The sequence below is a fragment of the Pantoea sp. OXWO6B1 genome (genome assembly GCF_001641135.1).
Classification (GTDB): domain Bacteria; phylum Pseudomonadota; class Gammaproteobacteria; order Enterobacterales; family Enterobacteriaceae; genus Pantoea; species Pantoea allii.
Map to the genome: position 1 here is coordinate 3,219,455 of NZ_LWLR01000001.1, position 21,131 is coordinate 3,240,585.

Here is a 21,131-nt window from a genome sequence, read left to right on the forward strand (position 1 = left end):
TGTTTAAAGATAGTTGATTTTGTGACGGTTTAGGTCGGGACTATTCCGACTATGAAAAAAGCCCGTAAACCTCTCGGCTTACGGGCTGCTGACTCAGGCGTTGGGGAAGGTAATGTTGCTTCCCGGTGCCTCGCGATGGAGGTGGATAAAGTTCAGGTGACGTTCATATTGATCGAGGATATCAATAATCACCTGCTCTTTGCTGTAGTCCATCAGGTCATTGCCCTGACTGCCTTCCAGCAGGAAGGTTTCCAGTCGGTAATAGGTGGACTTACCGCTACGCGCCCGGTAGGTAAAACCAGGTACCGAGTATTGCTGCGGCCAGACCTGATAGAGGAAGTCCTGCTCGTCGCCCAGCTGAACGCGCAAATCCAGATAACCCAGCGGATGCTCGTCGTCAGCCGCCACCTTATCCAGCGAGACCCTGGCGCCACGCAGCTCCAGCTCTTTTGCCACTTCCTGCATGGCAGGGAAGATGGTCTCTTCCATCATCTTCAGCGTGTAACGCGAGCCGGGGTAGTTCATCAGCCGCGACAGGCGTTTTTTCCAGGTCAGACGATCGGTCGCATGTGCCAGGTAAGGCGCAGTATCGCGTGTCGCACTGGCACGACGGTAGTCCTCAACCTTGAGTGACTTATACAATCCCGCCATCACAAAGAAGATCACGAAGCTAAACGGCAGCCCCATAATCACCGTGGCATTTTGCAACGCGGTGATGCCGTTGGTCATCAGCATACTCAACGTCAGCACACCGATCGCCACCGACCAGAAGATACGCAGCCAGTTGGGCGCATCGCTGTTGATGTCTTTCAGTTTTGAGGTGAAGTTTCCTAACACCAGCGAACCGGAATCCGCCGAGGTGACGTAGAACAGCATACCGGTAATGGTTGCCACCGATGCGCTCAGCTTAAACGCCGGATACTGGGCCAGCAGGCTATAGAAACCGCGCTCTGCGTGCGTCATCACTTCCTGGGCAAAGCCCGCGTCGCCATGAATAATTTCATACAGGGCGGCGTTACCAAATACAGACAGCCAAAGCAGCGTAAAGGTAAAAGGAATCACCAGCGTGCCAAGAACGAACTCACGGATGGTACGACCACGTGAGATACGCGCCAGGAACAGGCCAACGAATGGCGACCAGGCAACCCACCAGGCCCAGAAAAACAGCGTCCAGCTGTTCATCCACTGCGTTGGTCGATCAAAAGCAAAGGTATTCAGCGTCATGCCCATAAAGCGGTTGATATAGTCGCCCACATTAAGGACCAGCGCATTAAGCAGGAAGCTGGTATCACCGGCAAACAGGACAAACAGAATCAGGCCAAGGGCCAGTGCCACATTCAGCTCGGACAGAATACGGATACCTTTGTCCACGCCGGAGGTGACAGAGATGGTCGCGATAACCACCGACAGAATGATCAGCGCCGTCTGGGCAGTTAGCCCTTCGGGAACATCAAACAACACCTTCAGCCCGTAATTCAGCTGAACAACGCCGATGCCCAGCGTGGTTGCGATACCAAAAATCGTGCCGACAACCGCTGCAATATCCACGGTATGTCCAATCGGGCCGTTAATGCGCTTTCCAAAGATGGGATACAGCGCCGAGCGGATGGTTAACGGCAGATTATAGCGGTAGCTAAAATAACCCAGCGCGATCCCCATTAAGGCATACATTGACCAGCCGGTTAAGCCGTAGTGGAACAGCGTCCAGACCATCGCCTGGCGGGCCGCCTCCATGGTCTGCCCTGCACCTTCCGGCGGCTGCATATACTGTGAAACAGGTTCCGCTACCGAAAAGAACATCAGGTCAATACCGATACCGGCGGCGAACAGCATCGCCGACCAACTCAGTACACTGAACTCAGGCTTTGACTGCTCTGGCCCCAGCTTGATCGAGCCGAAGCGCGAACACGCCATATAAACCACAAAGACAATATACAGCGTTGCCGCCAGCATGTAATACCAGCCAAACGCGGCTGACACCCAGTTAACTGCCTTTAAAATCCAGCCTGCAGCTTCGTTGCTAAACAGAATGGTGATGAGTGAAAACGTCAGAATCAATCCTGCCGATGTGTAAAACACTACAGGATTGATTCTGTCTTTTTCACTAGTTGGTGGACTCGTCATCGTTTACCTCTGGTTGTTGGCTTGTAAATTCTGCAAGAGTTCAATCCGGTTAAAAATCCGGCGCCCTGGCGGCATGTGTTTTTTTACGCTTCGTTTCCTGCTGTTACATTCTGGTCAAAACTAGCCAATCTGCCACACTTACCGCTTCACTTACTCAACTTTTAAGACACATCATCCTAACAAGGTTTCTATTTATATTGAACATCCAATCAAAAAAAGTTTAAATAGAGGCTCGGTTTCAGGCTGGAGTGAAAGTCATGCCAAAGGTAGGGATGCAGCCAATACGACGTCGGCAGTTGATTGATGCCACGCTGGGCACCATCAATGAAGTCGGCATTAATGATGCCACCATTGCCCAGATTGCGCGGCGCGCAGGCGTTTCAACGGGCATCATTAGTCATTATTTCAAGGACAAGAATGGCTTGCTGGAAGCCACCATGCGCGATGTCACCCGACAACTGCGTGAAGCGGTCGCGCTTCGGCTGGCTCCACTGGCGCAGGCTTCGGCAGAAGTCCGGCTGCGCGCTATCGTCGACGGCAATTTTGACGAAAGTCAGGTGGAACGCGCGGTAATGAAAGCCTGGCTTGATTTCTGGTCAAGCAGCATGCATCAGCCTCAGCTTCGACGGCTGGAACGGGTCAGCCACCGACGGTTGTTTTCAGCGCTGGCAGTGGAATTTCGCCGCCAGTTGCCCAAAGAAAAGGCCCGCCTTGCCGCCCACGGGCTGGCCGCCATGATAGATGGCCTGTGGTTACGCGCCGCACTGAGCGGAAAGCCTTTTGATCCGGCTACCGCCCGGACACTGACCACCCAATTCATTCGTCAGCAGTTAGCTGGCGAACACGAGTAACGGAACCAGGAGAAATTATGTCCCGATTCAACGAGCAACAACTCTACATCAATGGTACTTACGTTGCCGCTACCTCTGGTGAAACCTTCCAGAGCATTAACCCGGTTAACGGTGAGGTACTGGCTGATGTTCAGATCGCCGGACGCGAGGATGTCGATCGCGCCGTTGCCGCTGCCCGAAAAGGACAAAAAGTCTGGGCGGCCATGACCGCAATGGAACGTTCACGCATTCTGCGTCGTGCGGTTGATATCCTGCGCGAGCGCAATGATGAGCTGGCTGAACTGGAGATGCTTGATACCGGTAAGCCGTTCAGTGAAACCGCAAGCGTTGACATCGTTACCGGTGCCGACGTGCTGGAATATTACGCTGGGCTGATCCCTGCGCTGGAAGGCCAACAAATTCCGCTGCGTGATACCTCATTTGTTTATACCCGCCGCGAACCACTAGGCGTTGTCGCAGGCATCGGTGCCTGGAATTACCCGATTCAGATTGCACTCTGGAAGTCTGCGCCAGCGCTGGCGGCGGGCAACGCCATGATCTTTAAACCCAGCGAAGTTACCCCGCTGACGGCGCTGAAACTGGCTGAAATCTACACAGAAGCCGGCGTGCCAGATGGTGTGTTCAACGTGCTGCCGGGCACTGGCGCGGTCACCGGCCAACTGCTGACCGAACATCCGGGCATTGATAAGGTGTCATTCACTGGCGGTGTGGTCAGTGGCAAGAAAGTCATGGCGAACGCGGCAGGTTCCACGCTGAAAGACGTCACGATGGAGCTGGGCGGTAAGTCTCCGCTGATTATTTTTGATGATGCCGATCTCGACCTGGCCGCCGATATTGCCATGATGGCCAACTTCTACAGTTCTGGCCAGGTGTGCACCAACGGTACGCGGGTGTTTGTGCCTGCCGCGCTGCAGTCTGCCTTTGAGGCCAGGATTCTTGAGCGCGTTGCACGTATTAAAGCAGGCGACCTGCGCGATCCTGACACTAACTTTGGTCCGCTGGTCAGCTTTAGCCACCGTGATAATGTCATGCGCTTTATTGCATCTGGCATTGAAGAAGGCGCACGTCTGCTGTGCGGCGGTAAGCGCTTAACCGGCGAAGGCTTTGATCAGGGTGCCTGGGTTGAACCCACTGTATTCAGCGACTGCCGTGATGAGATGAAGATTGTCCGTGAAGAAATCTTTGGCCCGGTCATGTCGATTCTGAGTTACACCTCTGAAGACGAAGTGGTGCGCCGCGCCAATGACACCGAGTTCGGCCTGGCTGCGGGTCTGGTGACGCAGGATCTGAACCGCGCACACCGGGTGATCCATCAGATTGAAGCCGGCATTTGCTGGATTAACACCTGGGGTGAGTCCGCCGCCGAAATGCCGGTTGGCGGTTACAAGCACTCTGGCGTGGGACGTGAAAACGGCCTGATGACGCTGCAAAGCTACACCCAGGTCAAGTCGGTTCAGGTGGAACTGACGCGTTTTCAGTCTGTATTTTAATCCCCTAACCTGAGGAACGACGAATGGAATTTGATTACATTATCATCGGAGCCGGATCCGCAGGGAATGTTTTGGCTACCCGACTCACCGAAGACAGCAACGTAAATGTCTTACTGCTGGAAGCGGGCGGCCCTGACTACCGTTTTGATTTTCGCACCCAGATGCCCGCAGCCCTGGCTTACCCTTTACAGGGAAAACGTTATAACTGGGCGTACGAAACAGAGCCTGAGCCCTACATGAACAACCGCCGGATGGAATGTGGCCGGGGCAAAGGCCTGGGCGGTTCATCGCTGATCAACGGTATGTGCTATATCCGCGGTAACGCCATGGATCTGGACAACTGGGCTGACATGCCTGGGCTGGAGAACTGGAGCTATCTGGACTGCCTGCCCTACTACCGTAAATCAGAAACGCGCGATACCGGTGCCAACGATTACCATGGCGGTGACGGTCCGGTCAGCGTCACTACGCCGAAGAAAGGCAATAACGTTCTGTTTGAAGCGATGATTCAGGCTGGCGTTCAGGCGGGCTATCCGCGTACCGATGACCTTAACGGCTATCAGCAAGAAGGCTTTGGCCCGATGGACCGGTTTGTGACGCCTGAAGGCCGACGCTCCAGTACCGCTCGCGGCTATTTAGACAGGGCGAAAAGCCGCCCTAACCTGAAAATCACCACACATGCCACGACTGACCGCATTTTGTTTGAAGGTAAGCGCGCGATTGGCGTCGAGTATTTAATCGGTGACAGCAATACGTTGCACACGGCTCACGCACGTCGTGAAGTCCTGCTGTGTGCGGGTGCCATTGCCTCACCACAAATTCTGCAACGCTCCGGCGTCGGTGCCTCAGCGCTACTGAAGCAGTTCGATATTCCCGTGGTACACGACCTGCCAGGCGTCGGTGAAAATCTGCAGGATCACCTTGAGATGTATCTGCAGTACGAGTGCAAAGAACCGGTATCGCTTTATCCGGCCTTGAAATGGTGGAATCAGCCTAAGATTGGTGCGGAGTGGCTGTTTAACGGCACCGGCGTGGGAGCAAGTAACCAGTTTGAAGCGGGCGGATTTATTCGTAGCCGTGAGGAGTTTAGCTGGCCAAATATTCAGTACCACTTCCTGCCGGTGGCGATTAACTACAATGGCTCGAACGCGGTTGATGCGCATGGTTTCCAGTGCCACGTGGGTTCAATGCGTTCACCGAGTCGCGGTCACGTGCACCTCAAATCACGCGATCCGCGTCGCCATCCGGCTATCCTGTTCAACTATATGTCTCATGAACAGGACTGGCATGAATTCCGCGATGCGATTCGTATCACGCGTGAGATCATTAATCAGCCCGCGCTGGATAAATACCGTGGCCGCGAAATCAGTCCCGGTATTGAATGCCAGACCGATGAACAGCTGGATGAGTTCGTGCGTAACCACGGCGAAACGGCCTACCATCCTTGTGGCACCTGTAAAATGGGCAACGATGAGATGTCGGTCGTTGACAGTGAAGGCCGCGTTCACGGACTGCAGGGGCTACGCGTTGTCGATGCCTCTATCATGCCGCTGATTATCACCGGTAACCTGAATGCGACCACCATCATGATCGGTGAAAAAATTGCCGACAGCATTCGTGGCCTTGAACCACTGCCACGCAGCACGGCAGACTACTATGTTGCAGGGGATGCTCCCGTCCGCACGGTGCCAGAACGCACGGCGTAACGGTTTTCTGTGCCACCACCAAGCCGGACATCTGTCCGGCTTTTTTATTTCTCTGCCAGAACGAAACCGCGCCTCAACCCACGTCATATTCATCTGATATTCGTCAAATATCCGAACAAACAGACTGTCTCTTCATCTGACTACGTGATATAACGCTGTGGTGTTTATTACCGGAGGCTTTATCCGTCCACTGAAGAGAAGCAACAACGTGGATGCATTGTTAAATTATGAGCAGGACGTTCATTACGCTTTTTACCGCCCTTTTTACCCTTACCGCTTTCAGCGTTAACGCCGTCGATCAGCACTGGCGCAGCGCGCTTTAGTCCCCTCTCTGCCAGCAAATTTCTCTTTCTGCCGTTGCGTTACGCATCACGGTAAATCATGACGTTTATTTGTGGAGAAAACCCATGCGCGCCTGGGGATTATTAGCACTCGCTATTGTTACGGAAATCATTGGCACTTTAACCATGAAATGGTCCAGCCTGAATCAAAGCCAGACGGGATATGTGATCATGCTGGGGATGATTGCCTGTTCTTATCTCTTTCTGAGTTTCGCCATTAAGCGCATTGCGTTGGGTGTCGCTTATGCGCTCTGGGAAGGCGTTGGCATTATGCTGATCACCGTATTTAGCGTGCAGCTGTTTGACGAAACCTTATCGCTGATGAAAGTCTGCGGCCTGTTCACCCTGGTTGTCGGCATCCTGTTAATTAAAGCCGGCAGCGGTGAGGTCAAGGAGGCAGAACATGATCCTGCCTGATCTTATTCACTTTACCTGGCTGGCGCTGGCCGTGCTGCTGGAGATCGCCGCTAATATTTTACTTAAGTACAGCAACGGCTTTAAAAAACCCGGTTATGGGATTCTGTCGTTGGCCTGCGTGCTGCTGGCGTTTAGCGCGCTGTCTCAAGCGGTAAAAGGCATTGAGCTGTCGATTGCTTATGCCCTGTGGGGTGGCTTTGGCCTCGTCGCGACCGTGGCAGCAGGATGGATTCTGTTTGATCAGCGGCTCAACCGAACAGGCTGGGCCGGGCTTGCCCTGCTATTACTGGGAATGATTATCCTTAAACTGGCCTGACACTGCGGGGACGGTGACGTCCCCCATTGTCATTTATGACGTCACGCGTATCAGGCGATGCGCAAAAACATCCCTGCGCGCTCGGGAGGCAGTGCCGGTTCAAAACCATAGCGCGCATAAAAAGCGGGCGTACCGTGGCTGGCGATTAAACTGATATAAGCTGACGGCGGTGCGTGACGCTGAATATAATTCATCAGCGCACGCATAATACGATCGCCTACGCCTTTCTTTTGATGCTGCGGGATCACTGCAATATCCGTAATGACAAAAAAGCATCCTCCGTCCCCGATGACCCGGCCAATACCAATGGGGCTATCCTGGTTATCCGACCGTGCCCGCGTGCTCTTAGCTGTACTGTACGAGCATTTGCAAAGCCTCATCAAAGTGGCCTTTCGCTTCGGCCTCGCGAAAATAGCGCACGCGCGCCACGCAGACTTCCGCAGGCGTTGCCCCGCTATGCAATAACGTCATCACCTCATCGGCAAACACATCAAGCGGCATACTGTTGGCATCCTGTGACTGTCCGGGCGCCAGCTCGGTCTGCACCTGGGGCGGGATAATCTCAATCACCTCCACCTTTCCCTGCAATAGTGGCCGAATAGCCGCCGTATAAGAATGGAGTGCCGCTTTGGTCGCACTGTAAGTTGGTGACGCCGGAAAAGGCACAAAGGCCAATCCTGAGGAGACGTTGATGATGGCTGCATCGGGCTGACCGCTGAGATGATCGATCAGCGCATCCGTGAGCCTGATGGGAGCAATAAAATTGGTTTCTGTCATTCTGGCTACCTCGCTCAGATCCCGCACTGTAGTGATATCTTCGGGGCTGAACACACCGGCATTATTCACTAAAACATTCACGTGCGGGTAGGTGCGCAGTAGTTGAGGAATGGCGTTGTTGACGTCGGCTGCATCCGTAACATTCATCACCCAGGTTGCAATGCGCTCTCGTCCGGCTGCCGCATCGTCTAAGGTTTCCTGCCGACGTCCGGTGATAATCACCTGATTTCCGGCGTCGTGCCAGCGATGTGCCAGTGCCCGCCCAATGCCCGATCCCCCGCCAGTAATCAACAACGTATTGCCACTCTTTTTCATGTTTTCGGTTCCCGTTTGACGTACCAGACAGCGTTAGCGAGCACATCATCTCGCCGTTCAATTATTAACCACAGCGTCAGAATCCTCTCACTTTTTTGTTTGCGGGTGGACTTGGCAACAGCGTTAAGGCTTAGTTACCGCCTTAGAGCCAGTATAACTAACTGATTAACGAGGTTTTACCATGTCTGCGACACGAGGTTGGTCCACGGAGCTGGAGGGGTTGCGTGGCATTGCTTCTCTTTGGGTACTGCTGGGGCACATCAGTCTGCTTATCCATTGCCATATCACCCTGATTTCCTCACCCGGCATTGGTGTGGATCTGTTTATCCTGCTTTCGGGTTATCTGATGGCGAAAAACTACGTAGAACGCCAGCATAAAGAGCCCTGGCAAAGTGCGGAAACCATCAAGAAATTCTGGTTACGTCGTTTTTTCCGCATCGCCCCACTCTACTATTTGCTGCTGGCCGTTGCGCTGATTTACGGCCCCTGGTTTGGTGAAATGCGCGATACCATTGCACAGTTTTATTCCGGCACCGCGACAGAATCCTCCCGCTATGCCGATCAGTCGTTGATGAACGTGCTAACGCACCTGTCGTTCCTGTTCGGCTTGCTGCCCGCCTATGGATTCAATACAACGCTGCCCGACTGGAGCATTGGGCTGGAAATGCAGTTCTATCTGCTGTTTCCCTTTATTATGCTGGCGGTGATGCGCTTTGGTTATGCCACCGCCCTGCTGAGCATTATGGCGCTGAGCTGTGCCGGTCGTTACCTGCTGCCCGACTACTATGAAGCGTTTGAAATGCCATCGATGATTCTGATTAAACTGAATATGTTTATTTCAGGTATGTTGCTGGCCGAAGCCGTTCGACGCAAATCCCTGCTTTATATCGTGTTTGCCCTTGCCGGACCGGCAGTCAGCGTTCTTATCGGATTGGGTGCCATTAAGCTGCAGGTGATGCTGGAAGCCGTCATGATTATCGGTATGGCGGCCGTGCTGTGGCAGTATCAGGAAAACAGTCTGATGGCGAAACTGATCCAGATCCCACGCAAGCTTTTGAACAACCGACTAAGTACATGGTTAGGTGACGTCTCGTTTTCGGTTTATTTGCTGCACCTGCTGATCGTGATTCCAGCGATTGCGCTGTTGCTTAATCAGACGGATATTGAGTATCAACATGATCTGACGCGTTTCCTGATCGTATGCGCCGTGTCGATTCCGCTGACCTATGGACTGGCATCGTTACTGTTCAAATACGTGGAAAAACCGGGGATCAATCTGGGTAAAAGGTTCCTGTCAGCTAAGCCTGCACGCTGACCGAACAATGGCTCGCGAGTGCGAGCCATTTTATTCACTTCACACGGCTTTACCCACCTCGTGCTGCCTTTCCCTCACGTGTTCATCCGGTGACTCCGGCGTATCGGCGATGCTGCTATGGGTTTTTAATCCGGCGACATGAACGCGATCGATCCTGGTGTGCACCAGACCTTGTGCGGTTGCCCCAAATGAAATCATCAAAAATAACCAGGCCACGGCTAACGGTTTCTTCATTGCGCTTTCCCATGCTGTGAATGGAGTCGCTATAGTGAAGAAACTGGCGTAATGAAGTGTCTGATAAACTTAAAATTCGCGTCAAGATTGTTACCTTGATCACATATTCTTGCTGCTGTTTATCCTCTCTTTCTGCGGGCACAGCACCCGGTTGCATCCTGCTATCTCGGCACGCGGTGTTATCCGTTCGGTAATGTTGCGTCCTCTCCGCGGAGAGAGGATGGCATCGCCGTGTGCGATAGGCGTTATGCGTTAAGGCACTGGCTAAAGCCTGATAGCAGGTCGCGGGCATGATCCTGATGTCCGCTGAATCAGCGCTATCAGGGTTAATCGCAACCACCATTATAATTTATGTTTTCACCGAAAATCCGCGCTCAAACCGATTAAACACATCAACCTGCCATCTTAAATTCCTGACTTCTGCCTGAATATACTGCCCATAACAAAAATATCCCTCTTTATTGATTAAGATCATTTTTCTGATTTATAAAAATAATATTAAAGAAACTTATGTAAATTTTGCTTTTTTCGTTAATCCTTTTCCAGACTGGTGCCGATAGAGAACAAAACGGTAATCCATCGGGAACATCTACATGAAAATCTCTACTCGTCTTTCAATAGGTTTCGGTTTGTTAATTCTGCTTTTTATTATCTGTACCTCCGTCTCCCTTAACTCGCTGCATAACGCTAAAACGGGGATGGATGAGGTCGTGAATGTCAAAATGAGGAAGTACCAGCTTATTCTTGATATGCGCGGCGGGCTGCGGGATTTGGCGATAGCCGTGCGAAATCTGGCCTTACTTTCTGACACGAAAGAGATGCAGCCAGAATGGGAACGCATTGAAACACAGAAAAGCCTGTTCATCAAAAACCGTGAAACGCTCGAAACCATTATGCAGAGCCAGTCCACTGCTGAAGAACAAGCTGCCTTGAGTCACATCAAAGAACTTGAGGCCACGGTGATGGGTGCCTTTGAGTCCGCCGGGCAACTGGGACTGAAGAATGAGCGAGATGAAGCGACACGTTATCTCATGGAAACCCTGCGTCCGCTGCAACGCGATATGCTGAACGCCCTAAATAAAACCACCGACATTCTGATGCACAACAGCCGAAATGCGGTGGAAGTCAACAGCAATGCCACCAGTCGGGCCTCGCTGACCTTGGTGTTTTTATCCGTGCTTTCCGTGCTGTTCTCGGTGGCCACCGGCTATATGATAACCCGTGTGTTGATGCGCCAACTTGGCGGTGAACCGGCGCAGGCACAGGTGCTGGCGGCCACGATTGCCGCAGGCGATCTGACCTCCAGCGTCACGCTCCGTCGTAATGATTCCACCAGCCTGCTTGCTTCACTGGATGCTATGCAGGCCAAACTTCGTGGTCTGGTATCGGAAATTAAACAGACCTCGGGCAATGTCGCGCTGGCGGCTGAAGAAATCGCCCAAGGTAATACGGAGCTCTCCTCCCGTACCGAACAGCAGGCAGCCGCGCTGCAGGAAACCGCAGCCAGCATGGAACAGCTTACCGCCACAGTGAAAAGTAATGCCGCCGGTGCTCAGAGTACCGCATCTACGGCTCGCGAGACCGCCGTACTGGCACGCAGCGGCGAAAGCGACGTCCACCGGATGTCGGAAACCATGAACGAGATTTCGCTGAGCGCGTCTAAAATTCGCGATATCACCGGCGTCATCGAAGGAATTGCCTTCCAGACCAATATTCTGGCGCTCAATGCTGCGGTTGAAGCCGCACGGGCCGGCGAAGATGGCCGCGGTTTTGCGGTGGTGGCGGGCGAAGTCCGTACCCTGGCGCAGCGCAGCGCTACCGCAGCGAAAGAGATAAAATCACTGATTGAGCAGGCAGTGGAACAGGTTGGTAGCGGCGTGAAAGTCGCCAGCGGTACAGGTGAAAGCATCCTGAAGATTGTCAGCATGGTGGGCGATCTGGCCAGCGCGATGGATGAGATCTCACTGGCCTCTTCCGAACAGATGCAGGGCATTTCTCAGGTCAGCGTCGCCGTCAGCCAGATGGACAGCGTCACGCAGAATAACGCCGCCCTGGTGGAAGAGTCATCGTCCGCTTCACAGTCACTTTCTGAACAGGCGCACGCCCTGCGCGGCATGGTCGAAGCCTTCAGGGTATAAATGCGCCCTCTTCATCTGGCAGAGATGACCTGACCGATCAGGTTATCTCTGCCATCCCGTTACGGGGACCGGGCCAGAACAGTGCGGCCTGGCCCCAGCCGGCCTCTGCGTCCCTGTCTGACTGCCATACCTCGCCCTCATAGATGATGAAACTCTTGCCCTGTTTATCTACCCGCGGCCCGCTGTAGCCGGTGGCAATGCCGTCGCGTTTGACAATGTCCAGCAGGCGCTGCCGCGCTTCCCTGTCGGAAGGTCCGGCACTGAGTCGTGAAGGCAATTGCAGCATCTCTTCCAGGCTGTATTTGAAGCAGCTCAGTGCACAACGATTGGCATAAACAAATACCGGATCGGCTTCGCTACTGTGGGCCAGAATGCTGTACGGTGCATGTTCATGCAGCCACAGGTAGCGATCAACATGCTCATCGGGGCAATAAAGGCCGCGTCCGGTGAGTGCACGGTAGCGTTCATCAATACGCTGCAATAAAGCCAGTTGGTTTTCCGTCGACATTATCAACTCCGTTACAAAAGGCAGGATGCGAGGAGGTAATGTGGCGGGATGCGTGTTGAAAATCAAGAATGGGTTACGGTGAAGATGAATGGCTCACAGGTATCTACCTCGCGCGCTGCGCACAGCACGGCTATCGCCGCTCAGTGCACGTTAGAATATTGGCATCTCCCGCGCTCCATCCACAGGGTGATCCATAACGGCATTCGATTCTGTTGGCTCGCCCTGTGTGCGCTGAAGTCAGCCAGCCTGAACGCAATCCCAGGCTGGCTGGCGGTTTAGCTCAATGGCGGCCAGAAGGCTTTATTCGCCTCGATAAGATCGTCGAGAATCGCGTTTGCGACCGCCGCACTCGGCACCGTTTTAGACAAGGTAATGGCCTGCCATAACTTTTGCCGGGAACGCTGTTCCCATGCCTCCACCACAAGCTTTTCGACCGCAACCTGCTGACTCATTAAGCCCTTCTGGAAAGTAGGAATGTCTCCAACCTGAAGCGCTTCTGCACCGTTACGACCGACCAGACAGGGAATTTCCACCATCGCTTCCGGGTCGAAGTTGGAAATGGCACCCCGGTTAGGCACAATTAACAGCATACGCGCCTGAGTATTGAAGGCGATCGCGGTTGCCAGATCGACAATGTAGGAAGCATGTTCGTCTATCTCCAACTCGCCGGCAGATGAATGACCTGCATCGCTGATTGCCCTGCAGGCACTGAATACCTGCTTTTCACGATGATCCATCACTTCATTAGCGCGGGTGCGTGCAGGATTGGAATGCGCGACCACATAATCTGGAAACAGATAATATTTCAGATAGGTATTGGGCAACGTCAGTGGGTCCAGCGCCTGCACATCGCGCGCCTTCACGAAGGTGTCGTTCCAACTCGGCTCCACTGACGACGCCTCTGAAGGCGGCACATAGCCGTGTTTCGCCACGTACTCACGCAGTTGTGGCATCAAATCATTTCCTTTCAGATCTTCAACAGCAGTCCACCAGCCAAAATGATTGAGTCCGTAGTAGCGTACCCGCATTTGTTTGCGGTCTTGCAGACCGACAATTTTCGCCATCCGACCTTCTATACCAATCGGCATATCACAAATGTTCAGGATCTTCGCCTCAGGTCGCAGGCGCCGCGTTGCCTCAGCCACGATGGCGGCCGGGTTAGAATAATTCAGCATCCAGGCGTCGGGTGAGTACTGTTGCATATAATCGACGAGCTCAAGGACGCCGCCGATTGAGCGCATCCCATAGGCAATGCCACCCGGCCCACAGGTTTCCTGGCCCAGCACACCATGACGCAACGGGATTTTTTCATCTTGCTCACGCATGGGATATTTACCGACCCGAATATGCGCCATAACAAAATCGACGTCGCTAAATGCTTCCTGCGGATCGGTGGTGTAGCTGAACGCAATCTCAGGTGCCTGTTCCTGCAAGATAATCTGACAGGCCTGTGCAATGGTTTCCTGACGGGCGGCGTCATTATCGTAAAATTTCAGCTGGCGCAAAGGAAAGCGGTGCCGGTTCGCCAGGAGCATCAGCACAATACCCGGCGTAAACGTGCTGCCGCCGCCCGCAATTAAAACTGAGAATGTCTTCATAATGGTTTCTCCATGGAAGGTGTTGCTTCAGATTCGGCCTGGTCTTTCATTTGGCTTTCAAGTTGCTCGCGCACCTGGGGGACCTGTAAGCCCACGATGACCTGAATACCGTTGCCACGCCGGACGACACCGTGCGCCCCCAGCGCCATAAACGCGGCATCGTTTTGCGTTTTAGCCTCATCGACCAGGGTTATCCGCAGGCGCGTGGCGCAGTTGTTGATGTTGGCTATATTGCTGGCCCCGCCCAATGCATGCAGAAAACCCCGTGCCTGATCGTGTTGCGGGTTCTGCCCACCAGATGAAGCAGGCGCGTGTCGCGCTGCCCGGTAGTCGGCTTTGTTGTAAAGCCTGACTTCACTGTCCTCACGACCGGGCGTTTTCAGGTTCAACCGCAGGATGAGTTGGTGAAAAACCACAAAGTAGAGGCCCGTAAAAACCAGGCCAATGCCTATTTGGGTCAGGACCATGCCAGCATGATTAGGGAACATGGGTATCCAGTTTTGCGGCAGAAACTGGTCCAGTAAGCCGCCGCCATAATTCCCCACGACGCCGCACATATACATTGCTGTCGCCATGCTGGCGGCCAGCACAGCGTGCACCGCAAACAACAGGGGCGAAATAAACAGGAAGGTAAACTCCAGGGGTTCTGTGATGCCGACCAGTACGGCTGTCAACGTGGCCGGAATTAATAACCCTGCGACTTTGATCCGCTGAAGCGGTGAGGCTGTCGAATAGATCGCCAACGCAATCCCCACTGCGCCAAACACTTTGGCGTTGCCATGAAGGGCGAAACCGCCTTGAGGAAACAGTTGTTTGAGGGGTTGCGTGCTCTGGCTGAACGCCTGCAGATGCTCGGCCCAGTAAACCTGGATGCCACCTTCAACCACTGCCGGGCCAAAGATAAAAGGTCCATAAATAAAATGGTGCAGTCCGGTGGGGATCAGAATGCGTTCAAGAAAGGTATAAACCCACACGCCAACAGCGCCCGCATCGCGTAAAAACTGTTGAAGCGACTCAATGCCCATTTGAATTTTGGGCCAGCCAAACAGCGTTAACCAGGCGCAGGGGATCATCGCTAAGAAGGCAACAATGACCACAAATGATGAGCCCTGAAAAATACCCAGAAACACCGGCAGTGGTTTATCAAAATAACGATTGTGTAGCGCCGTCACCAGACCGGCGATGACGATGGCACCGATGATGCTGGTATCCAGCGTTTTTATCCCGGCGATCATGGCCAGTCCGCTTCCGGCTTCAGTGCCTTTGGAAAAATCGACGGAAAAAAAATCGCCCTAGGTGCTGCCCATGGCATTAATCAGGTAATTCCAGGTTAAAAAACTGACGACAACGGCCAGGCAGGCACGTCCCTGAGCCTGTTTTGCCAACCCCACCGGCAAGCCAACCGCAAAAATTAACGGCATATTTCTAAAAACCGTCCAGCCGCCTTCTTCAATAATGAACACTATTTGATTAAATAAACTATCTGGATGCGTTAGTGCTTCCCCTACAAATAAAGGGTTGCGTAACATAATTGAAAGGCCAACGATGATGCCGGCAAAGGGAAATAACAATACTGGGGTAAACATGGCGCCGCCAAAGCGCTGTATTTGACTGAGCATTTTAGTTCCTCACGCAACGACTCTAAGAATATATCGTTATAGTCAATGTAACCGCAGTCAAAATAAGGCAATACCTCACCTGACATACGTGGTCACTGGCGACTTTGTGAGCACCCTCATGGTTTTATTTTTAATCATGATGTCTATTTTCATGGTAATAACCAGACATCTTGCCGTGCGGTTAAAAAAATAAAAATTGAGTTTATTTATAACCCCTGCACGCCTTAACGTTATGCTACGTATGTTGGCGGTTATGTCCCCATTCCAGGAGGTACAGAAGTGATCTATAAATTTATTGCTGACAAACTTCGTCTCCGGTTAAATTCACCCTACGTGGCAGTCGGTAGTGCTATACCGGCTGAAAAAGTGCTCGCCACAGAATTTGGCGTGGCGAGAATGACCCTACGTAAGGCAATAGATTTGCTGGTCAGTGAAGGGTTGCTGGAGCGACGACATGGCAGCGGAACCTACGTTTCAGGAAAGGATATTTGTCATGAAACCAGTTCGCTCACCGGGCTGGCTGAGGTATTACGTCTGCAGGGAAAGGAGGTTATTAGTAAAGTTCTGGCATTTGAATTAATCGCCGCGCCTCCCGCCGTAGCCAGTCAGTTACGCATAAACAGCGGTGAACGCCTCTTTTTCTCACGTCGGTTACGATATGTTGATGAAAAGCTGCTGATGCTTGAAGAAAGTTATATGCCAGTTAAAACATTTCCTGATCTTACCCTGGCCCATCTGGAAAAATCTAAATTTGACTATATCGAGCAGGAATGTGGCATTGTTTTAGAGGGCAATTACGAATCTTTGAGCCCGGTTTTATCAGATAAGCGCCTGTCGCACCTCATGAATATCGCTGAGAAAACACTGCTACTCAGAGTCGATTCGCTTTCATACAGCAATACGGGCGCATTTATCAACTACGCAGTGATGTACAGAAACACCTACGATTACCAGGTTAACTATCATTTACGACGCACCGGGTTGAGTGACTAAAGCTATCAGCAGTCTTCATCAAGGCGCGAGCGTGCTTCACTCCCGTGAAAGAAAATCACCGGTTCGAATCGCAGTTTAGTTTTTGAGACAGAGTTTCGTTAACACATTTTAAAATGTCGTTAAATTTAATGTAGCAGGCGATCGGATAAACTTGTCTGTTAATTTAACAAAAGCGTCACGCATAAGGAAAATGGGGGCACTTATTTCAAATTAAGGAAAATGCAGTTCTTTCCTCGTGGCACATCTTTAGCGATCCACTGCTGTGCTGCATAATAGCTTTGAAAAATTATCCTCCTCCCTATCATCCCCATGTTCAATTGGTTAATTAAACTTACAAGTCCTTTTAAATGACCATTCCCCCAGAAACTTTCACCCTACGTACAGATTTTATTATTTCAAAAATGTGCATTTTTTATTAATTTTTTATATATTTTCTGCCGATAAGAACCCTGAACTTAACTTTCAGGAATTCTAAGATGAAAATCTCAACGCGTCTGGCAATAGGTTTTGGCCTGTTAATTCTGCTTTTTATTATTTGTATTGTTATTTCTTTCAAAGCCCTTAATTCCGCCAGTGCCGGTATGGATGATGCGGTCAATGTTAAGATGCGCAAATATCAACTCGCTGTTGATATGCGAGATGAACTGAGAGATATGGCTATTGCAGCGAGAAACCTCGCGCTTCTTACCGATATCAAAGCAATGCAGCCTGAGTGGGAGCGGCTGAAACTGCAAAAAGCGGCTTATTTAAAAAATCGTGAAGCCCTTGAAACCATCATGCGTACGGACTCCACGGCCGCCGGGCGTGCCGCGCTGGAAAAACTTCAGGTCAATGAAGATCAGGTGATCGCCGGTCTGGAAAAGGCCGGTCAGTTTGGTCTGGATAACCGTTCACAAGAAGCCATAAATTACCTGATGGTAACGGTGCGTCCTGCTCAACGTGCACTACTCAGTTCTCTTAGCGAAATGACTACCGTTCAGTTGAATAACAGCCGTAAAGCAGTCGAAGATAACAGTCGTTCAACCCGAACCTCAACACTCATTTTGGTTATCCTGGGCCTGCTTTCCATCGTGTTTTCAGTCGTCACCGGATTTATTATCACCCGTGTGCTGATGCGTCAGTTAGGGGGCGAGCCTGCTCAGGCCCAGTCTATTGCGGCTGCGATTGCCAACGGTGATTTGACCTCCGCAGTGCTACTGCGTCGTGACGATACTTCAAGCCTGTTGGCCTCCCTTGACGGTATGCAGGCCAGGCTCCGCAGCCTGGTTTCAGAGATCAAAAGCTCTTCCGCTAACGTCGCGCTGGCCGCCGATGAAATCGCACAAGGCAATACCGAACTCTCTTCCCGTACTGAAGAGCAGGCTGCCGCCTTACAGGAAACCGCTGCCAGCATGGAGCAGTTAACCGCGACAGTGAAGAGCAATACCTCTGGGGCACAGCACACAGCGACATCAGCGCGCGAGACAGCCAATCTGGCTCAACGTGGCGAGGCAGATATGCAACGGATGTCGGAAACCATGAAAGAGATTTCAGACAGTGCGACAAAGATCCGTGATATCACCGGCGTCATTGAAGGCATTGCTTTTCAGACCAATATTCTGGCGCTTAATGCCGCCGTTGAAGCCGCGCGGGCCGGAGAGCAGGGTCGCGGTTTTGCCGTAGTGGCAGGGGAAGTCCGAAATCTGGCCCAGCGTAGTGCTATCGCCGCCAAGGAAATAAAAACGCTGATTGAACAGGCCGTTCAACAGGTTGCAGACGGTGTGACAGTCGCGAGTGGAACCGGTCAAAGTATTCTGAAGATTGTTAACATGGTGGGTGAACTGGCAACGGCAATGGATGAGATCTCTCTGGCCTCGTCCGAACAGATGCAGGGGATTTCGCAGGTCAGCATCGCCGTGAGTCAGATGGACAGCGTTACCCAAAACAACGCCGCACTGGTTGAGGAGTCCTCCTCTGCTTCACAGTCACTTTCTGAACAGGCACACGCACTGCGTGGCATGGTTGCAGCGTTCCAGGTGTAGCGCCCTTTAGCACAAGGCAATGAAACGTGACCGCGCCGGTTACGTTTCGGCCCTCCGGTTGCGGGGGCCGGGTGCTGTCGGGTGGATAACATCTCAGACAATCTGCGCCGTCATGTAGCGTGCAGAAAAGCAAAAAAAGACCGAACACGATTCCTGTATTCGGTCCAGGGAAATGGCTCTCAAGGAGCCGTGCGCTAAAAGTTGGCATTGATAGAGGCTCTCGCCTTGCTAATAAAGCGTAGGACAACCCTGTAGATTTTCCAGCCAGCGCAGCGGCTCAGTCCATAAACCCGACAGGTTTGTGACCGGTAAGACAAATTTGCGGTGATTCGGGCACGTCACCGTGCCCTGAGTCTTATTGGGTGCACAGCGCCTGGGCGCGTTCAACAATCGGTTGCAGACTCATCATCTGACCCGGATGTGCTTTATCGGGTGCCTGAATCACACTGATGGGCTGCGCTGTCACCCGCTTAGCGTTGAGCTGGGCATCCGCTTTATCATTGAGCGGATACTGCATCAGAGTACTGGGATTGATGGCAAACAGCGATCCGTCTTTCTCGCAGGTTAACATCACCTCTTCACGATTAAATGGCCATTTGTCTTTGCCAATTTCAAAACGGCTGACGGTGATGATTTGCGCCGCCAGCGCCTGACCAGCCAGCGTTAATAACAGCAGTGTGGGGATCGCTCTCTTCAGCAACATAACTTACCTTTATCGGGTTCTTATCAATCAGGTTGGCGACAACGTGGCAAACACGCTGACCAACCCCACTACGCCGCATGCCAGCACAATTTCCAGCTGAGTCATACGAATAAACAGACGTTGCGCAGCAAGGCCCGCAACATGAAAGCGCGGGACCAGCCAGTAGCGGTTCCAGAGCGCAATCAGCACCATAAGTGACACCAGCCCTGCCTTGCACAACAACAGTACAACATAATCATTGAGATGCCAGTCTACTGGCGACCCGGCAATCAGCAGGCTGTTAATCACACCGGTGACGATCGTTAAGGCTACAGCAATGTGACCATAACGGGAAAAACGCATCATGGTTCGGATGGCATCAGTCCGGAATTCAATATTACGTGCCACTCGCATCAGCACCAGCATCGGCACTAACCCGCCCGCCCAGAAGGCGGCGGCGACTAAATGTACTGCGTGGTTACCTTGTTGCAGCAGTCCGGTTATGCCTTCGCGCATCGCGGCATGGCCGGTGAGCGCCAGGGAGCCGGTCTGCAGCAGGCCAGACAACAGCCAGACCTGCTGACGTAGCCGCCCGCGCAGGATTATCGCGGCCAGGCCGCACAGCGCAAACAGTAGCTGCCATTGCCATACCGATCCCCAGCGGGTTGAGAACACCGCCAACCAGACAGACATGTCTGACAGATTATGCCAGTCGCCGCTCATCAGCACATTTTGCGTGGCCAGCATCCCTAGCGCCGTTAACAGCGCCAGCCAGGCGCTTGCCTTTAGCAAGGGAAACAGACGGGTTGCCAGTGATGGCCGAAACGCAGCAGGCGCCAGCAGCGTGGTATAAAAGGTACTTCCCACCAGCAATATCAACGCCGTGAAATGCAGCGCGCGCAGCACCAGCCACAACAGGGTCACAGATTTATTTCACGGTAAAAGCGTAACGTCCGTGCGTCTTATGCCCATCCACGGACAGCACGTGCCAGTTGACCTGATAGCTGCCCTGCGCCAGCGGTTGGGCAAAATCCACCAGCAGGCGGTTGTGCTGCTTGCCATCCAGCCGGGCCTTTTCGCCTACGGCTTTATGCTGTGCATTGGTTACCTCAACGCCACTGAATGCCGCTTCCACATCTTCGGTGAAGGTCAGCGTAATGTTCTGTGGGGCGGGTGAAACCGCCGCGTTGGCTGCAGGCGTCGAAGACTGCAGATGCGCATGGGCTAGCGCGAACTGGCTAAAAGCCAGGGCACCAGTGGCAACCAGGCCGATTACCACACGAGAAATCGCTGTTTTGTTCATCACATCATCCTGTTAGCTGTCGTTAAGGCCACGAGCGTGGCGCAAGAATACGCCGCAGCGATTTAACTGTCGAGGCCAGCAATGCTATCCTGTACCTTGCGCTATGCGGAGGAAAACATTCCGTTTGGCCACGTTTATCGGGAGAACATCATGAGTCATAACCTTGCCTTGCTGTCGCAGGAAGAGAAAGACAAAGTTAATGTCGATCTGGCGGCGGCAGGCGTTGCGTTTAAAGAGCGCTATAACATGCCTGTCGTGGCTGAAATGGTCGCGAATGAACAACCAGAAGCCCTGCGCGACTGGTTTCGTCAGCGTTTAATGCATTACCGTCAGGCCTCTCTCAACTTGTCACGCCTGCCCTACGAGCCTAAACAGAAATAATG

At 52.6% G+C, this 21,131-nt stretch carries 19 protein-coding genes and 1 pseudogene; 10 read left to right on the top strand and 10 right to left on the bottom strand.

What is annotated here, in order from left to right; all coding sequences use genetic code 11:
- Positions 1 to 93: 93 nt before the first annotated feature.
- On the bottom strand, positions 94 to 2,124 hold the full coding sequence (locus tag A6A26_RS17220; RefSeq protein WP_063879863.1) for a choline transporter: 2,031 nt from the start codon (positions 2,122 to 2,124) through the stop codon (positions 94 to 96).
- Between the two features lie 257 nt (positions 2,125 to 2,381).
- Between A6A26_RS17220 and betI the strand changes: the two genes are divergently transcribed.
- The 5 genes from betI to mdtI all read left to right on the top strand — a co-directional run bounded on the left by betI (position 2,382) and on the right by mdtI (position 7,245).
- Positions 2,382 to 2,975 (top strand): transcriptional regulator BetI, encoded by a 594-nt coding sequence (gene betI / locus A6A26_RS17225; RefSeq protein ID WP_063879864.1) that lies wholly within the window; start codon positions 2,382 to 2,384, stop codon positions 2,973 to 2,975.
- Between the two features lie 17 nt (positions 2,976 to 2,992).
- Positions 2,993 to 4,465, top strand: coding sequence for a betaine-aldehyde dehydrogenase (betB, locus tag A6A26_RS17230; protein ID WP_063879865.1), 1,473 nt, complete (start codon positions 2,993 to 2,995; stop codon positions 4,463 to 4,465).
- Positions 4,466 to 4,488: 23 nt separating this feature from the next.
- A complete protein-coding gene (gene betA / locus A6A26_RS17235) occupies positions 4,489 to 6,171 on the top strand; it encodes a choline dehydrogenase (RefSeq protein WP_063879866.1) in 1,683 nt (560 codons plus the stop codon).
- 407 nt (positions 6,172 to 6,578) lie between these two features.
- Positions 6,579 to 6,929 carry a multidrug/spermidine efflux SMR transporter subunit MdtJ gene (gene mdtJ, locus A6A26_RS17240; RefSeq protein ID WP_063879867.1) on the top strand — a complete coding sequence of 117 codons (351 nt, stop codon included), beginning with the start codon at positions 6,579 to 6,581 and terminating at the stop codon, positions 6,927 to 6,929.
- Positions 6,916 to 7,245 carry a multidrug/spermidine efflux SMR transporter subunit MdtI gene (mdtI, locus tag A6A26_RS17245; RefSeq protein WP_063879868.1) on the top strand — a complete coding sequence of 110 codons (330 nt, stop codon included), beginning with the start codon at positions 6,916 to 6,918 and terminating at the stop codon, positions 7,243 to 7,245. Before mdtJ ends, mdtI begins: the two co-directional genes overlap by 14 nt.
- A 50-nt stretch (positions 7,246 to 7,295) precedes the next feature.
- Here mdtI and A6A26_RS17250 read toward each other — a convergent pair whose 3' ends face one another.
- Both A6A26_RS17250 and A6A26_RS17255 read right to left on the bottom strand, forming a co-directional pair.
- On the bottom strand, positions 7,296 to 7,625 hold the full coding sequence (locus A6A26_RS17250) for a GNAT family N-acetyltransferase (RefSeq protein ID WP_082875203.1): 330 nt from the start codon (positions 7,623 to 7,625) through the stop codon (positions 7,296 to 7,298).
- Positions 7,591 to 8,337: an SDR family oxidoreductase gene (locus tag A6A26_RS17255; protein ID WP_063879869.1), complete on the bottom strand. Its 747-nt coding sequence runs from the start codon at positions 8,335 to 8,337 to the stop codon at positions 7,591 to 7,593. The genes A6A26_RS17250 and A6A26_RS17255 overlap by 35 nt, the downstream gene beginning before the upstream one ends.
- Positions 8,338 to 8,518: 181 nt before the next feature.
- Here A6A26_RS17255 and A6A26_RS17260 point away from each other — a divergent pair, with 181 nt between their 5' ends.
- Entirely contained in the window at positions 8,519 to 9,652 is a 1,134-nt protein-coding gene (locus tag A6A26_RS17260) for an acyltransferase family protein (RefSeq protein WP_063879870.1), read from the top strand.
- A 39-nt stretch (positions 9,653 to 9,691) separates the two neighbouring features.
- Here the strand turns inward: A6A26_RS17260 and A6A26_RS17265 are convergent, their stop codons facing one another.
- The gene (locus A6A26_RS17265) at positions 9,692 to 9,886 is read right to left on the bottom strand and encodes a hypothetical protein (RefSeq protein WP_063879871.1); all 195 of its coding nucleotides are present in this window, start codon (positions 9,884 to 9,886) and stop codon (positions 9,692 to 9,694) included.
- Between the two features lie 593 nt (positions 9,887 to 10,479).
- On the opposite strand from A6A26_RS17265, the gene A6A26_RS17270 reads away from it, so the two are divergent.
- On the top strand, positions 10,480 to 12,024 hold the full coding sequence (locus tag A6A26_RS17270; protein WP_063879872.1) for a methyl-accepting chemotaxis protein: 1,545 nt from the start codon (positions 10,480 to 10,482) through the stop codon (positions 12,022 to 12,024).
- A gap of 37 nt (positions 12,025 to 12,061) precedes the next feature.
- Here A6A26_RS17270 and A6A26_RS17275 read toward each other — a convergent pair whose 3' ends face one another.
- From A6A26_RS17275 to A6A26_RS17290, 3 genes and pseudogenes are all read right to left on the bottom strand, one after another.
- Positions 12,062 to 12,532: an MEKHLA domain-containing protein gene (locus A6A26_RS17275; protein WP_063879873.1), complete on the bottom strand. Its 471-nt coding sequence runs from the start codon at positions 12,530 to 12,532 to the stop codon at positions 12,062 to 12,064.
- A gap of 275 nt (positions 12,533 to 12,807) precedes the next feature.
- Entirely contained in the window at positions 12,808 to 14,130 is a 1,323-nt protein-coding gene (locus A6A26_RS17285; RefSeq protein ID WP_063879875.1) for a 6-phospho-alpha-glucosidase, read from the bottom strand.
- Positions 14,127 to 15,749: pseudogene (locus tag A6A26_RS17290) on the bottom strand (alpha-glucoside-specific PTS transporter subunit IIBC). Before A6A26_RS17290 ends, A6A26_RS17285 begins: the two are co-directional and overlap by 4 nt.
- A gap of 279 nt (positions 15,750 to 16,028) precedes the next feature.
- Between A6A26_RS17290 and A6A26_RS17300 the strand changes: the two are divergent.
- The gene (locus A6A26_RS17300) at positions 16,029 to 16,742 is read left to right on the top strand and encodes a GntR family transcriptional regulator (RefSeq protein WP_063879878.1); all 714 of its coding nucleotides are present in this window, start codon (positions 16,029 to 16,031) and stop codon (positions 16,740 to 16,742) included.
- A gap of 476 nt (positions 16,743 to 17,218) precedes the next feature.
- Positions 17,219 to 18,763, top strand: coding sequence for a methyl-accepting chemotaxis protein (locus A6A26_RS17305; RefSeq protein ID WP_063879879.1), 1,545 nt, complete (start codon positions 17,219 to 17,221; stop codon positions 18,761 to 18,763).
- Between the two features lie 355 nt (positions 18,764 to 19,118).
- Here A6A26_RS17305 and A6A26_RS17310 read toward each other — a convergent pair whose 3' ends face one another.
- From A6A26_RS17310 to copC, 3 genes are read right to left on the bottom strand one after another with little or no spacing between them, the layout of a single operon-like run.
- Entirely contained in the window at positions 19,119 to 19,466 is a 348-nt protein-coding gene (locus A6A26_RS17310) for a YebY family protein (RefSeq protein WP_063879880.1), read from the bottom strand.
- A gap of 27 nt (positions 19,467 to 19,493) precedes the next feature.
- Positions 19,494 to 20,369 (bottom strand): copper homeostasis membrane protein CopD, encoded by an 876-nt coding sequence (gene copD / locus A6A26_RS17315; RefSeq protein WP_063879881.1) that lies wholly within the window; start codon positions 20,367 to 20,369, stop codon positions 19,494 to 19,496.
- Positions 20,370 to 20,373: 4 nt separating this feature from the next.
- Positions 20,374 to 20,748, bottom strand: coding sequence for a copper homeostasis periplasmic binding protein CopC (gene copC, locus A6A26_RS17320; RefSeq protein ID WP_063879882.1), 375 nt, complete (start codon positions 20,746 to 20,748; stop codon positions 20,374 to 20,376).
- Between the two features lie 150 nt (positions 20,749 to 20,898).
- Between copC and A6A26_RS17325 the strand changes: the two genes are divergently transcribed.
- The gene (locus tag A6A26_RS17325) at positions 20,899 to 21,129 is read left to right on the top strand and encodes a DNA polymerase III subunit theta (protein WP_019105100.1); all 231 of its coding nucleotides are present in this window, start codon (positions 20,899 to 20,901) and stop codon (positions 21,127 to 21,129) included.
- Positions 21,130 to 21,131: the final 2 nt, after the last annotated feature.